15 protein-coding genes are annotated in these 13,620 nt (G+C 67.3%); 9 read left to right on the forward strand and 6 right to left on the reverse strand.

What is annotated here, in order from left to right; all coding sequences use genetic code 11:
* Positions 1 to 28 precede the first annotated feature (28 nt).
* Positions 29 to 901 carry a hypothetical protein gene (locus ACK4HL_RS16705; protein ID WP_409762569.1) on the reverse strand — a complete coding sequence of 291 codons (873 nt, stop codon included), beginning with the start codon at positions 899 to 901 and terminating at the stop codon, positions 29 to 31.
* Between the two features lie 231 nt (positions 902 to 1,132).
* On the opposite strand from ACK4HL_RS16705, the gene ACK4HL_RS16710 reads away from it, so the two are divergent.
* The 7 genes from ACK4HL_RS16710 to ACK4HL_RS16740 all read left to right on the forward strand — a co-directional run bounded on the left by ACK4HL_RS16710 (position 1,133) and on the right by ACK4HL_RS16740 (position 7,329).
* Positions 1,133 to 1,723, forward strand: coding sequence for a nitroreductase (locus ACK4HL_RS16710; RefSeq protein WP_409762571.1), 591 nt, complete (start codon positions 1,133 to 1,135; stop codon positions 1,721 to 1,723).
* The gene (locus ACK4HL_RS16715) at positions 1,720 to 2,424 is read left to right on the forward strand and encodes an HAD family hydrolase (protein WP_409762574.1); all 705 of its coding nucleotides are present in this window, start codon (positions 1,720 to 1,722) and stop codon (positions 2,422 to 2,424) included. The genes ACK4HL_RS16710 and ACK4HL_RS16715 overlap by 4 nt, the downstream gene beginning before the upstream one ends.
* On the forward strand, positions 2,424 to 3,014 hold the full coding sequence (locus tag ACK4HL_RS16720) for a flavin reductase family protein (RefSeq protein ID WP_409762577.1): 591 nt from the start codon (positions 2,424 to 2,426) through the stop codon (positions 3,012 to 3,014). The genes ACK4HL_RS16715 and ACK4HL_RS16720 overlap by 1 nt, the downstream gene beginning before the upstream one ends.
* A gap of 228 nt (positions 3,015 to 3,242) precedes the next feature.
* Positions 3,243 to 3,611: a response regulator gene (locus ACK4HL_RS16725; RefSeq protein ID WP_409762580.1), complete on the forward strand. Its 369-nt coding sequence runs from the start codon at positions 3,243 to 3,245 to the stop codon at positions 3,609 to 3,611.
* 59 nt (positions 3,612 to 3,670) lie between these two features.
* The gene (locus tag ACK4HL_RS16730; protein WP_409762583.1) at positions 3,671 to 4,888 is read left to right on the forward strand and encodes an MFS transporter; all 1,218 of its coding nucleotides are present in this window, start codon (positions 3,671 to 3,673) and stop codon (positions 4,886 to 4,888) included.
* 95 nt (positions 4,889 to 4,983) lie between these two features.
* The gene (locus tag ACK4HL_RS16735; RefSeq protein WP_409762586.1) at positions 4,984 to 6,147 is read left to right on the forward strand and encodes a DUF2336 domain-containing protein; all 1,164 of its coding nucleotides are present in this window, start codon (positions 4,984 to 4,986) and stop codon (positions 6,145 to 6,147) included.
* Between the two features lie 324 nt (positions 6,148 to 6,471).
* Complete coding sequence (locus ACK4HL_RS16740; protein ID WP_409762589.1) at positions 6,472 to 7,329, forward strand: hypothetical protein; 858 nt, start codon at positions 6,472 to 6,474, stop codon at positions 7,327 to 7,329.
* A 47-nt stretch (positions 7,330 to 7,376) separates the two neighbouring features.
* Here ACK4HL_RS16740 and ACK4HL_RS16745 read toward each other — a convergent pair whose 3' ends face one another.
* Positions 7,377 to 8,144 carry an NAD kinase gene (locus ACK4HL_RS16745; RefSeq protein ID WP_409762592.1) on the reverse strand — a complete coding sequence of 256 codons (768 nt, stop codon included), beginning with the start codon at positions 8,142 to 8,144 and terminating at the stop codon, positions 7,377 to 7,379.
* 88 nt (positions 8,145 to 8,232) lie between these two features.
* On the opposite strand from ACK4HL_RS16745, the gene ACK4HL_RS16750 reads away from it, so the two are divergent.
* A complete protein-coding gene (locus ACK4HL_RS16750; protein ID WP_409762595.1) occupies positions 8,233 to 8,604 on the forward strand; it encodes a DUF1636 family protein in 372 nt (123 codons plus the stop codon).
* On the forward strand, positions 8,601 to 9,104 hold the full coding sequence (gene cobU, locus ACK4HL_RS16755; protein ID WP_409762598.1) for a bifunctional adenosylcobinamide kinase/adenosylcobinamide-phosphate guanylyltransferase: 504 nt from the start codon (positions 8,601 to 8,603) through the stop codon (positions 9,102 to 9,104). Before ACK4HL_RS16750 ends, cobU begins: the two co-directional genes overlap by 4 nt.
* On the opposite strand, the gene cbiB is transcribed toward cobU, so the two are convergent.
* The 4 genes from cbiB to cobA are packed head-to-tail and all read right to left on the reverse strand — an operon-like array spanning position 9,097 to position 13,610.
* Entirely contained in the window at positions 9,097 to 10,053 is a 957-nt protein-coding gene (gene cbiB / locus ACK4HL_RS16760) for an adenosylcobinamide-phosphate synthase CbiB (RefSeq protein WP_409762602.1), read from the reverse strand. The genes cobU and cbiB overlap by 8 nt on opposite strands.
* The gene (locus ACK4HL_RS16765; protein WP_409762605.1) at positions 10,053 to 11,513 is read right to left on the reverse strand and encodes a cobyric acid synthase; all 1,461 of its coding nucleotides are present in this window, start codon (positions 11,511 to 11,513) and stop codon (positions 10,053 to 10,055) included. The genes cbiB and ACK4HL_RS16765 overlap by 1 nt, the downstream gene beginning before the upstream one ends.
* The gene (locus ACK4HL_RS16770; RefSeq protein WP_409762608.1) at positions 11,510 to 12,784 is read right to left on the reverse strand and encodes a cobyrinate a,c-diamide synthase; all 1,275 of its coding nucleotides are present in this window, start codon (positions 12,782 to 12,784) and stop codon (positions 11,510 to 11,512) included. The genes ACK4HL_RS16765 and ACK4HL_RS16770 overlap by 4 nt, the downstream gene beginning before the upstream one ends.
* Positions 12,777 to 13,610 (reverse strand): uroporphyrinogen-III C-methyltransferase, encoded by an 834-nt coding sequence (cobA, locus tag ACK4HL_RS16775; RefSeq protein WP_409762611.1) that lies wholly within the window; start codon positions 13,608 to 13,610, stop codon positions 12,777 to 12,779. Before cobA ends, ACK4HL_RS16770 begins: the two co-directional genes overlap by 8 nt.
* Positions 13,611 to 13,620 lie beyond the last annotated feature (10 nt).

The following is a 13,620-nucleotide window of genomic DNA, read 5'->3' on the forward strand; positions in this document are numbered from 1 at the left end:
GCGTCTCCCGATCCGTTGCAGACAGGCTTCAGTTGCCGAGCAGGATGTCGCGTTCGTCGCCCGCACCGATCTCGAAGGTGGCCGTGAGCGTTTCCTTATCCACTTCGGCGCTCGCCGTGTAGGTGCCGGGCACCAGCACGAGATCTGCGTTGAGGCCGGTGAGCCGCGCCACAGGGGCGCCGCGCGAGTCCTTCACCTGCCAGCTCACCTGCGCCGCGGGCGAGCCGACGAAGGCGAGCCGGGCGATGCCTGCCTTGTGGTCGATGTCGACGGCGCTCATGCGGCCCGCCGTCACGCGGACGTCGGTCACCGCGCGGGCGTTGCCGGCGGCGAAGCGGCTCTCGACCCGGTACTGTCCCTCCGGCACGCGGATGATCTCGCCCGGCGTGGCGCTCACCGCCACCAGCCGGCCATCCTCGCGGCCGCCGAGTGAAAAGACGCGCACGCGCGCACCCGAGGGCGGAAGCCCCATGTCGCTCACCCGCGGCAGAATGCGGAGGGCTCCCGCGTTGAGGACGAAGCTGACCTTCACGCGGTTCGCGGGAAGAAGGCTCACCGTGCTCGAGAGCCGTGCCGCGCCATAGCGGAGCTGCACCGCATAGTCGCCGGGCGGCACCGAGGCGTCGGCCATGCCGGCTTCGCCGGAGAATACGGTTTCGCCCTCGGCGCTACGGATCGTCCAGGACAGGTTGCGTTCGATCGTGCCGCCATCCTCAGTCAACCGGGCGGTGAGTTCGAGCCCCTCGCGGCCGGGCTCGACCACCTCGATCGCCAGGCGGTGGCTGGGGCGCGGCACGTCGATGCCGACGTCGGCCTCGGGCGCGCTCGACACGTGGAGTTCGCCGGAAGGCGCCGCAGCCGCGGGAAGGGCGCCTGCGAGTGCGAAAAAAATCACCGCCACGACACTCCCGGCCATGCCGGAACTGTGGTGGCGGTGCTGCAATGCACGGGTGCTGTAATCGTGCAAAGCCGAAGTTCCCCTCTACTCAAACCCCCAGCCTCGCGGCCGGCCCGGGAAGAGAACCATGCGGAAGGCCTCCGGCGCAAGCGCAGGCTTAACGGGTGGTTAACGGGAACGCGCCAATTCTCGCCATTGCCTTTTGGCCGTGCCGCCGCCAGATTGCGGGCCACCATGCCCCAGTTCAACGACACCTCCTCCGTGCTCTCCCTCCTGAAGACCCGCAAATCCGCCTCCGCCAAGGCGATGACGGCGCCCGGCCCCACGACGGGACAGCTGGCCCAGATCCTCGAGATCGCCGTCCGCGTGCCGGACCATGGCAAGCTCGCGCCCTGGCGCTTCATCGTGTGGGAGGGTGAAGCGCGCGCCGCCTTCGGCGAGACGATGAAGGCCCGCTGGCAGAGCCTCCACCCGGAGCACGGCGAGGCGACGCTCGGCTTCGTCCACGGCCTTTTCCTGCGCGCGCCGATGGTGCTGGCGGTCGTCTCCACCGCCGCCGAGCATCCCAAGATCCCGGTGTGGGAGCAGCAGCTCTCCGCGGGGGCCGTCTGCATGAACATCCTCTACGCCGCCACCGCGCTCGGCATCGGCTGCCAGTGGAACACCGACTGGGTGGTCTATGACGCCGGGATCGCCGCCGCGATGGGCCTGAAGCCCGCCGAGAAGGTGGCGGGGATCATCTATCTTGGCACGCCCACCGCACCCTACGAGGAAAGGCCGCGGCCTGATCCCGCGGCGCTCCTCACCCGCTGGTCCGCCACATGACGATCAGGGGCGTACTCTTCGACAAGGACGGCACGCTGATCGACGTCAACGCGACCTGGGTGCCGATCTACCGCCAGGTGCTGATGGACCTGTTCGCAACCGATCTCGACGGCGCGGAGGAGCTGATGGCGAAGGCCGGCTATGACCGCGCCGCGAAGAAGTTCCGGGCCGGCTCGATCCTGGCGGGCGGCACCACGCGCCAGCTCGTCGAACTCTGGTGGCCGGGCCTCGAGGAGGCTTCCGCCGCGGAGAAGGCCCATCTCCTCGACAACGGCTACACCCACCTGGTGCGCGAGAAGCTCGCGCCCCTGATGCCGCTCGAGCCCATTCTCTCCGAGCTCCGCGCCATGGGGCTGAAGCTCGGGGTCGCCACCAACGACAGCCACGTCTCGGCGCGCGCCCACATGGCGCATGTCGGCGTGATCGAGCATTTCGAGGATATCATCGCCGCGGACACCGTGCCGGTGCCGAAGCCCTCCGGCAACATGGTGCGGAAGTTCGCCGAGCTCACCGGGCTTCCGGCGCGCGAGATCGCGATGGTGGGCGACAACCACCACGACATGGAAGAGGCGCGGAACGGCGGGGCAGGGCTCGCCATAGCCGTGCTCTCCGGCAACGCCGCCCATGACGACATCGCCCACCTGGCTGATCACACGATCGACAGCATCGCCGATCTGCCGGCACTCCTCAGGAACCTCTGATGTTCTACGACGCGCGCAAGAACGACCACGGCTTCCAGTACGATCCGTTCAAGGCCATCGTCGCACCGCGGCCCATCGGCTGGATCTCGTCGGTCTCTGCCCAGGGCCGGGTGAACCTGGCGCCCTACAGTTATTTCAACGCCTTCGCGCAGGCCCCGCATTACGTGGCCTTCGGCAGCGGCCCGCGCAAGGATTCGATGCGCAACATCGAGGAGACCGGCGCCTTCGCCGTGAACCTCGCCACCTGGGAGCTGCGCGAGCAGATGAACGCCACCTCGGCCCATGTCGAGGCCGACGAGTTCGAGCTCGCCAAGCTCACCAAGGCGCCGTGCCGCCTCATCGCCCCGCCGCGCGTGGCCGAAAGCCCCGCCTGCCTCGAGTGCCGCCTGCACCTGATCGTGCCGCTGCCGGACGATGATGGCAATGCGGATGACTTCCTCGTCATCGGCCGCGTTCTCGGCATCCACATCGACGACCGGTTCATCCACGACGGACGCGTTGACACAGCCGCCATGAAACCCATTGCGCGGCTCGGCTACAGCGAGTACGCCACGGTCAGCGAGGTGTGGCGCATGCGCCGCCCGGATTGAGCGGGTGAGTCGCACGCAGAGCCGCCGCAGGGTGCCTGCCCCGCCGCAATTCCGCCATTGTGCAAAAATGTGTTCACAAGTCGCTTTTTCCCGGTGGAACAACTGTTTACACCATGTGGATAAGCTGTGGACAACCTCGTTAACGGCTCATTAACCAGCCACGCGCAGGAGTCGAAACACGCAAGGCTGAAGGACGGCTGGCCGATGAAGCGGGAGAGGTTTGTAGACATGACGAAGTGTCTGCTCGTTGATGAAGATGGCAAGGGCCGGCAGCATCTCGCCCAGATGCTGTCCGGCCTCGGCCTCGAGACCACCCTCACCAGCGGCACCGACGATGCTCTGCGTTTCTGCAACGACAATTCCCCGGACGTGGTGATGGTCTCGACGCGGGCGGGCGGCGTCCTGCCGCGCGAACTCGTCAGGCGCCTGCGCCACAGCTCCCCCGGAAAGCCGCCCGTGGTGTTCCTCTATGCCGACATCCCCGACACGGAAATGTTCGGCCAGTCGATCCTCGATGGCGCCGCCGACGTCCTGATGATGCCGTTCGACCGTGACCTCTTGCATTTCAAGCTGAGGCAGGCAGGAATCCCCGTCTAGACCGGGGCAGCGAGCGTCACGCCGCGGTTCCACCGGAGGAGGCCGTCCCGCGAACCCGCATGATCAAGCCGTCCCTCTGGATCCTCCTTCTCAGCGTCGGCCTGCTGTGCCTCGGTCACGGCCTCAGCGGCTCGCTCGTCAGCCTCGCCGCCAACCAGGCGGAGTTCGGCACCGACGTCACCGGTTTCGTCATGGCGGGCTATTCGGCGGGCCTCCTGGTCTCCACCTTCATCACGCCGCGCCTCGTGCGCAACGTCGGGCATGTGCGCACCTTCGCCGGCCTCGCCTCCACCGTCTCGACGGCGGTGCTGCTGTTCCCGCTCTGGCACGAGCCGGTGTTCTGGTTCCTGCTCCGCGTCGTCACGGGGCTCTGCGTCTCCGGCATGTTCATCGTGTGCGAGAGCTGGCTCAACACCACCTCGTCCAACCGCAACCGCGGCCAGATGCTGTCGCTCTACATGATCGTCACCTACGGCATGCTGGGGCTCGGCCAGCTGCTGCTCAACGTCTCGGACGAATCGGGCTTCGTGCGCTTCATCCTCGTCTCGTGCCTGCTCTCGCTGTCGCTCGTGCCGCTCATCCTGCTGCCCTCGGAAGCCCCGAGCGTCGAAGGCGCGCAGCCCGTCTCGGTGGAGCAGATCTGGCGGGCCTCGCCGCTCGCGGTGTTCGGCGTCCTGGCCTGCGGGCTCGGCCAGAGCGCCTTCTTCGCGTTGGGCGTGGTCTTCGGCCTCGCCAAGGGGCTGCCGCTCGTCTCGGTGTCGATCATGATGGCGCTGCCGCCCCTGGGCGTCATTCTCTCGCAATACCCGATCGGCTGGATCTCGGACCGCTTCGATCGCCGCACCATCATCCTGCTTCTGAGCGTCGTCGCGGCGGTGATCGCCGCGCTCACGCTGGCTGGCGGCAACTACATCTCGCGCTTCGTGCTGATCTCGCTCGTCACCGCCTTCGGCGTCATCTCGCTGCCGATCTATTCGCTCGTGGTGGCCCACGCCAACGACCACCTCGAGAAGGACCAGGTGCTCGGCGCCTCGGCGAAGCTCATCCTGCTCTATGGCGTGGGCTCGCTGGTGGGCCCCATTCTGGTCGGCGACATCATGCGGCGCATCGGCGGCGACGGTTTCCTCATCTACATGATCGTGGTCCACCTGGCGCTGGCGCTCTTCGCCTTTCTGCGCATGCGCCAGCGGCCGGAGCACCTCAAGGCCCAGGGCAAGGAGGTGATGACGGTGAGCCCCGTCAGCACCCCGGCAGGGCCGCCGGCCCTCCAGGAGTGAGCCCCGCCCGCTCCCTGCAAACACGGTGAACCAAATCTTAAAGCTTGGGTGCCAGCCTGCAGGAAGGGAATTGATCTTAGATGCAGCAAGAGCACTTGAAGGATTCGGCTCCGGGCCTCGATACCAGCGTATTCCTTGCCGTCATCGCCGAGGGCGATGCCGAGCAGCGTTGCGTTCTCGCCGGCCAGCTTGCGGCATTCCTCGGCCGTGCCGATACGCCGCCCAGGGAAAAGGGTCAGCTCTGGCCCATCGTCCTGAAGCTCGCCGTCGATGAGGATGCGGAGGTGCGGCGAACGCTCGCCGCCGGGCTCGCCGGGCTCCCCGATACCGATCCCGACGTCATGTTCTCCATCATCTCCGACGATGACGAGATCGCACTTCCCTTCCTCTCGCTGACGCCCGCCCTGAGCCACTGGCACATGCTCGCCGTGATGCGCGTGGGCGACGAGGCCCGCCAGGCCGCGGTGGCGCTACGCCCCGACATTTCGCCCGAAGCGGTCGCCTATTGCGTCGAGGCGCTGCCGCTCAGCGTCAACGTCCTCCTGTTCGACAACCCCGCCGTCCAGTTCGGAACGGAGCAGTACGGGAGGCTTTACGAGCGCTTCGGCCACGCGCCCTCGATGATCGAGTGCCTGCTGTCGCGGGCGGACCTGCCGCTCGACATCCGCCTCACCCAGGCCAAGCGCGCCGCGAACCGCATGCACCAGCTCATGGCCGAACGCGGCTGGCTTCCCGCCAACGACGCTTCCGAGCTCATCGCCGATGCCGAGGACAATGCGGTGCTGCGCATCCTCGTCGATGCGGGCGAGGACGAGCTTGCAGCCGTCATCCCCTTCCTCGTCGAGAAGGCCATGCTGACGCCGTCCATCATCCTGCGCGCCGCCTGCCTGGGCGAGATGGAGGTGGTGGCGCATGCGCTCGCGCATCTCGCGGGAACCTCGCTGCGCCGTGCGCGTGCGCTGATGTCCGGCCGTGCCCTCGGCGGTTTCCGGAGCCTCCATGCCAAGGCAGGCCTGCCGCAGAGCTGTTTCTGGGTGTTGCAGGCCGCCTGCGATGTCGCCCGCGACGAGCTGGAGGAGCCCGTGCCGCTCACCGCCGACGAGTTTGGCCGCCGCGTCATCGAGGCGCTGATGACGCGCTACGAGACCATGCCGGAGCGCGAACGCCCGCGCCACCTCGACTATGTCGGCCGCTTCGCCGCCGAAAAGGCCCGCCTCATCGCAAGGCGCCTGAAGGCCGACCTGACCCGCGCCGCTTAAGTCCACTGCGGCATCGCAATCACCCGCACCCCGCCATCCCGCAAAGGGCGGGAAGGTGAGCGCGCCGACGCGGCTTCGGGCGTCATCGGATTGCGCCTGGTCCGCTCCATAGCCAGTCCGGTCGAACAGGACGAACAGTCAAGAAATTCGGGCTGTTGGTCATCCTCGCGAGGGTCTCTTTCTTGTATCCTGAGCCACTTCGGCGGCCGGCGCGCCGCTCGGCCAATGACACACATCGCTGACGATTCATCTGCACGATGACGGGAGAAGGGGGCCATCATCAGGTGTGGAACCGCCTATGGGGGACGTGGAGGGTTCACGAGCATGTCACACACTTTCCTTGGTACCATTGCGATTGCGAGTGCGGTGTCTTTCCCGGTATTCGCTATGGCGGAGGCGGCGAAATCGCCTGGCATCGTCACGTCGATCAGTCGGTCCGCAACGATTCCGACTGCGGGGATGCCCGCCGGAAGCGAAATGTGGGCAGCATGGCTGTCCTTGCCTGTCGGCAAGAAAGTCGAAGTGGAAGAGCCGAAGGTCCCGGGCACATGGATGAGCTTGGAAGTTGATTTGACCGGATCCACGGTCGCTGAGTCTTTGTCGGGAGAGGCACTCGAGATGGAGTGCGTGCTGTTTGACGCCGGCGGGCAAAGGACCTTCACCGCGAAGGAAAGCAGCACCCGTCCGGGTGATGCCCTTGCATGCAATTTCACATCAGGTGCTCCCTATTGGCAGGAAAACCGGGGCAGCGAGCTCTATTCCAGAGTGCAGCTGAATGTTGGTGGGCCCTGGACCCCGGGGATGTTCGATATCACCCACGCGCACCGCCTCGCGGAAGGCGAGTCTCGGGCTCTGAGGGTCGATCCGTATGCATTTCGCCAAGTGGAGAAGGAACTGCGGACCACAGGAATGATGACTGCGACGACGCGCATCGTCACCATACCGCCGGGAGGCAGGAGCGTGGCCACAGATCGTTATCCGACATTGCGGATGCTCACCAGTGGCGAACTGAGATGGGGCACCATACCCGTCCAGTCGGAGCCGTCCCTGAGCCCGAAGAGCGTGTTCAAGCTGGGTCCGTTCAATTGGATTGAATGGACAAGGCCACAGCAGGTCGTTCTCTCGAATGAGTCGGACAAGCCTGCAGAGCTTGTCGAATGGTCGGTGACACCTGCACCCTAGCCGGCTGCAGGGATTCTGATCTCCCCAATCGACTTCCCCGAGCGGCCTCAGAACCGGAATTGCTCCCGAAGCACCCGCTCGGCCAGGCTGTGCCCGGGGTCGAAGAGGATCTTCGCCGCCTTCCCCTGGTCCTGCGCCACCTCCACCTCGCGCACGTGGCGCACTTCCACGTGGTCGGCCACGGCGGCCACCGGGCGCTTGTCCCCTTCGAGGATGGTGATCGTCACCTTCGCCTGGTGCGGCAGGATGGCGCCGCGCCAGCCGCGCGGCCTGAAGGCGCTGATCGGGGTCAGCGCCAGGAGTTCGGAGTTGATCGGCAGGATCGGCCCATGGGCCGAGAGATTGTAGGCCGTGCTTCCGGCCGGGGTCGCCACCAGAATGCCGTCGCAGATCAGCTCGTCGAGGCGCGGCTTGCCGTCGATGGCGATCATCAGCTTCGCCGCCTGGTGGCGCTGGCGCAGCAGCGAGACCTCGTTGAAGGCGATGGCGCGGTGGGTCTTCCCCGTCTCGTCCACCGCCGTCATGCTCAAGGGGTGGATGGTGGTGAGTTCGGCGGCGCGCAGCCTCTCCGTCAGGCCGTCCGCCGCATAATCGTTCATGAGGAAGCCTACCGTGCCGCGGTTCATCCCGTAGATCGGGATGCCGGTCGAGACGAAGCGGTGCAGCGCCTGCAGCATCAGCCCGTCGCCGCCGAGCGCCACCACGCAGTCGGCCTGCTCCGGGTCGGCGTTGCCGTAGAGGCCCGCCAGCCGCTCGGCGGCCTCGCGGGCTTCGGGCGAGTCCGACGCGAGGAAGGCGATCGAGCTGAATTTCATGCCGGTTTCATCGCGTTGACAGGCCTCGTGATTGCCTACATTGAAGGCAGGCCTTTTGGCAACACCTCAGGAAAGTTCCCGGAGATCCATGCGCGAGATCGTGATGTGCAGCACCTGCCGCTTTTCCGCCGGCGAGAAGGCCGGGCCGGATGGACGCACCGGCGGCGAGACGCTGATCGCCCACATGCGCGAGGCCATCGCGGACCGCCGCCTGGCGCTTCCGCTCGCCACCCAGGCCTGCCTGTGGAACTGCAAGCGGCACTGCAGCGTGGTGCTGCGCGACGATGAGCGCTTCACTTATTTCACCGGCGACCATGAGCCCACCCGGGCCCAGGCCGAGGCAATCCTCGATTGGTTCTTCCTCCATGGCGAGAGTGAGACGGGCGAGGTCTCCTTCCGCCACTGGCCGGACCGGATGCGCGGCCATTTCATCGCCCGCATCCCTCCGGTGAAGCCGTGAGCCGGCTCACCCTCGTGCTCGGCGGCGCCCGCTCCGGCAAGAGCCGCTTCGCCGAGGGGCTGGCCTCGGGCATTCCGGGTCCCAGGACCTACATCGCCACCGCCGAAGCCTTCGACGACGAGATGCGCCAGCGCATCGCCCTGCACCGGGCGCAGCGCGCCGGCGCCGGCTGGGAGACGGTCGAGGCCCCGCTTGATCCGGCCGCCGTCCTGCGCTCGGCTACCGGCTTCGTGCTCCTCGACTGTGTCACGGTCTGGCTCGGAAACCTGATGCATCACGGCCGGGAGGTCCGGGAGGAGGTCGCAGGGCTCTGCGCCGCCCTCGCCGAAACTCCGGCGCGGGTAGTCCTGGTCTCGAACGAGGTCGGCCTCTCGATCGTGCCGGAGAATGCCATGGCCCGCCGCTTCCGGGACGAGCAGGGCTTCGCGAACCAGAAGCTCGCGGAGGTTGCGGGCGAGGTCTTCTTCGTCGCTGCCGGGCTGCCGCTCAGGCTCAAGTGACGAGCGACAACGACGACAACAAGAACAACAACAACCACAACGTTTTTGACAACTTCTGCAACGCTTCCGCGATGTCCTTGCGTGTCATGACATCGCGTCCATCGCCCATGTATGGAAGGTCCACGCGCTCGCCCTGGTAGCTCCGGGGGCCGCCGAAGCGGAGGCCCAAGGCGGCAGCCATGGCAGCCTCCGGCCAGCCGGCATTCGGGGATTGATGCTTCGGCGCGTCGCGGCGCATCGTGGTAACGATTTCGCGAAAGCGCGAGGGTTCGGTCGCGGCGATGAGATAGCCGGTGAGGCGCGAGGCGGGCAGGTTCACGAGGTCGTCGAGCTTCGCGGCGGCCCATCCAAACCACTGATAACGCTCGTTTTTATGCCCGATCATCGAATCCGCCGTGTTGATCGCCTTGTAGACGGCGATGCCGGGAAGGCCGAGCAGGGCGTACCACAGGGCCGGGGCGACGATGCCGTCGGAGGCGTTCTCGGCCAGGCTTTCGAGTGCGGCCTTGGCGATGCCGGACTCGTCGAGTTCGGACGGGTCCCGCCCCACGATCATGCTCACCGCACGGCGGGCCTCGGGGAGGGAGCGGCCGAGCCCGTTATAAACGGCAAGTACATGATCCTTAAGGGATTTATGGGCGATGAGCGTGGTGGCCAGCAGGGCTTCGACAAGCCATCCGAGGGGCCAGTCCGCCAGCAGTCTCGCGATGAAATAGCTCGGCAGGAAGGCGGCGGCGACGAGCAGGGCGAGGGCCAGGGTGCCCCGGACCCGTCCTTCCACGGCGCTTGCACCGGACGCATTAAAACGTTGATCCAGAATGGTAATCAGCTTTCCCGCCCATACCACGGGGTGACCGATCGACTGGAACACCCGGTCCGGGTAGCCGACGAAGCGCTCCACCAGCAGGGCAACGGCGGCGCGGCCGAAGACGAGGACGGGCCAGTCCATCACAGTTCCCGGGCGAGGGCGAGCAGGCGGTCGAGGTCGAGATGGGCTTCCAAGTGCTCGGCAAGGGCGTCCAGCGTGCGCTCGACGGTGTCCTCGAAGCGCAGGCTGCTCGCCTTGACGCCCAATTCTTTCAAGAACTTGGCGCGGAATTCGTCGGAACCGAAGCAACCGTGGAGATAGCTGCCCATCACCTGGCCGGTGCTGCTCACCGCGCCATCCGGGTGGCCGCCAAGCAGGGCGAAGGGGCGGGCGCAGTCCGGCCCCTCCGTCCTCCCGAGGTGGATCTCGTAGCCTTCGACGGCCGCGCCGCTGGCCAGATGGGTGCCGGAGGTGCGGGTCAGCGTCTTGTCCGGGAGCAGGGTGGTCTCGACGTCGAGCAGGCCCAGGCCCTCGGTACCGCCGGGCGGACCTTCAAGACCTTGCGGGTCGGCGATGCGGCGACCCAGCATCTGGTATCCCCCGCACAGGCCGAGCACCAGCCCGCCGCGCCGGACATGGGCCTTGAGATCGATGTCCCAGCCCTCCCGGCGCAGTGCATCGAGGTCTGCAATCGTCGACTTCGACCCGGGGATGATGACGAGGCGCGAGTCGGCGGGGATCGGCTCGCCCGGGTGGACGAAGGTCAGCCTCACGCCGGGCTCGAGGCGCAGGGGATCGAGGTCGTCGAAATTGGCGATGCGAGGCAGCCGGAGAACGGAAATTCTCGTTCCCTCGTAAGGGGTTGCGAGGGTTTCCTCGAGGGCTACCGCATCTTCGGCGGGCAGCGCGCGGGCTTCGGCGAAATAGGGCACGATGCCGAGGCAGGGCGTGCCGGTGCGCTTCTCCAGGAACATCCGGCCCTCCGAGAACAGCTCCGGATCGCCATGGAACTTATTGATAATGAAGGCCTTTAGCCGCGCACGATCTTCCTCGGGCAAGATGTCGAAGGTGCCCGCGATGGAAGCGATCACACCGCCGCGGTGGATATCGCCGATCAGGACCGCCGGCAGGTCCGCAGCGGCGGCAAAACCCATGTTGGCGAGGTCCCCCGGGCGCAGGTTGATCTCTCCCGGGCTTCCCGCGCCTTCGACGAGAACGACGTCCGCAACACGCGAAATGTTGTCAAAACTTGTCAGAATCGTTGTCATCCATTGCATGCGGTTGTCGAAGAACATGCGCGCCGACATGCTGCCCTGCCGCTTGCCCTGGACGATGACCTGGGCCCCGGTCGTGGTCTCCGGCTTGAGCAGGACCGGGTTCATGTGGACCGAAGGCTGCACCCGCGCCGCTCTGGCCTGGAGCGCCTGTGCCCGTCCGATCTCGCCCCCGTCCACCGTCACGGCGGCGTTGTTCGACATGTTCTGCGGCTTGAAGGGCTGCACCCGGAGGCCACGATTGGCATAGGCCCGGGCGAGCCCCGCCACGATCAGCGACTTTCCCACGTCGGAGCCCGTGCCCATGAACATGATGGCGCGGGTCATGGCGCCTCGGCGATCACGTGGGCGTAGGAGCCCATGACCTTGCCGCGGCGGAGGCCCATGGCGGTGAGTTGCTCCCCGGCCGCGTCCCGCGCGGTGAAGAGACGGTCCGCCGCGCCTTCCGAGACGAGGGTGGAATAGTGGAACTCGTGGGCGGAGAGCGGCCTGGCCCAGGGGGCGCCAGCGAGAGGCTGCAGGCGGCGGTAGCCGAGATGCAGCTTGCGCCCCGCGAAGCTGGTGGCGAGGGGGAGGAGACCAGCCATGGCATGGGTGGCGCCTTCCGCATCGGTGAGGCTGTCACCCAGCACCATGTAGCCGCCGCACTCGCCATAGACGAGGCCCGGATGGGCGCGGAGCCCGGCGAGAAAGCGGGATGCGGCGGCGAGTTTGCCGGCATGGAGCTCGGGGTAGCCGCCGGGAAGGAAGACGGCATCCGCGGACGCGTCCGGCGGTTCGTCAGCCAGGGGGGAGAAGAAGGAGAGGGCGGCGCCATGCCTCCGCCAAGCGTCGAGAAGGTGCGGATAGGCGAAGGAGAAGGCATCATCCCGCGCCACCGCGATCGACTGGCCGAGGGGCGGGAGCCCCCTCGGCGCTGCGGCATCGGCCACCGGAAGAGCCAGTTCGGAAATCCGGGCGAGCAGTACGGGATCGGCCACGCGTGAGGCCGCCGCGGCGATGAAACTCCCGAGCTCCGGACTCTCCTGCGCCTGGATGAGGCCCAGGTGGCGCGAGGGCCAGGCGAGCGTTCCGTCATTGCGGAGAGCGGCGATAACCTGGCTGCCGAGCGCTTCGCGGAGCAGCGCCTCGTGGCGGTCGCTGGCGATCCGGTTCAGCATGACCCCCGCGACGCGAAGCTCCGGCCTGAAGCTGGAAAAGCCGTGGACGAGGGCGGCGACCGACTGCGCCTGGTGACGGCAGTCGACCACAAGGAGGACGGGAAGGCCGAGCATGGCGGCGAGGTCGGCGGTGGAGCCCCTGGCCCCGCGCGGCCCGTCGAACAGGCCCATGACGCCCTCGACCAGCACCAGATCCGCGCCGCGCGCGAGCTCTGCAAGGAGGCTGCGGACCAGGGCCTCGCCCATCGCCCAGGGATCGAGATTGTAGCAGGGCCGCCCGGTCGCGGCCTCGTGGAAGCGGGGATCGATGTAGTCCGGACCCACCTTGGCGGAGGCGACGCGCACGCCTCTGTCACGCAGCGCGCGGAGAAGGCCGAGCGTCACCAGCGTCTTGCCGCTGCCCGAGGACGGGGCAGCAACGACCAGAGCCTTAGCCAACCGGGTTCTCCCGGAGGGGCCCCTTGTACCAGTCGAGAAGCGAGCGCCAGTCGGCGGCGCGGCCCACCACCACGATGGCGGGGGTGGGCGGCTCGTTCCGGGCCACGAAATCCCCCGCTTCGCCCAGCGTCGTGGCGGCGACCTCCTGGTGCGGCATGGAGGCGTTGGAGATGATGGTGACCGGGTCATCGCCCGCACGGCCGCCCGCCACCAGCGCCGCCGCGATCTCGCCCAGGTGCTTCACCGCCATGTACATGACGATGACCGGGGAGGCGGTGGCCACGGCCGGCCAGTTCACGTTGGCCGGCATGTTGCCGGTGGCGTCATGCCCGGTGAGGAAGATCACCGAATGGTTGGTGTCGCGGTGGGTGGCTGGCATGCCGGCATAGGCCAGGCCGCCGATTCCGGCGGTGATCCCCGGCACGATGCGGAAGGGGATGCCGGCCCCGGCCAGGTGCTGGCATTCCTCGCCGCCGCGGCCGAACATGAAGGGGTCGCCCCCCTTGAGCCTCAGCACGCGCTTGCCGGAGCGGGCGAGATCGATGAGGCGGAGGGTGATGTCCTTCTGGGTGGGGGACGGTTTGCCGCCGCGCTTGCCGGCATATTCGAGTTCGGCCCCGACCTTCACCCAGCGGAGAATGTCGGGGTTCACCAGCGCATCATAGACGACGACATCGCAGGATTGCAGCGCATGGTAGCAGAGGAGCGACATGAGGCCCGGCGCACCCGGCCCGGCGCCGACCAGCCACACCCAGCCCGCCTCGAAGGCCGGAAAGCTCTCGCCATCGAGCCGTGCAAAACCGGTCTGCTGCTCGGGAGCGCTCACCCAGTCACCG

The organism is Aestuariivirga sp., assembly GCF_046294715.1.
Classification (GTDB): domain Bacteria; phylum Pseudomonadota; class Alphaproteobacteria; order Rhizobiales; family Aestuariivirgaceae; genus Aestuariivirga.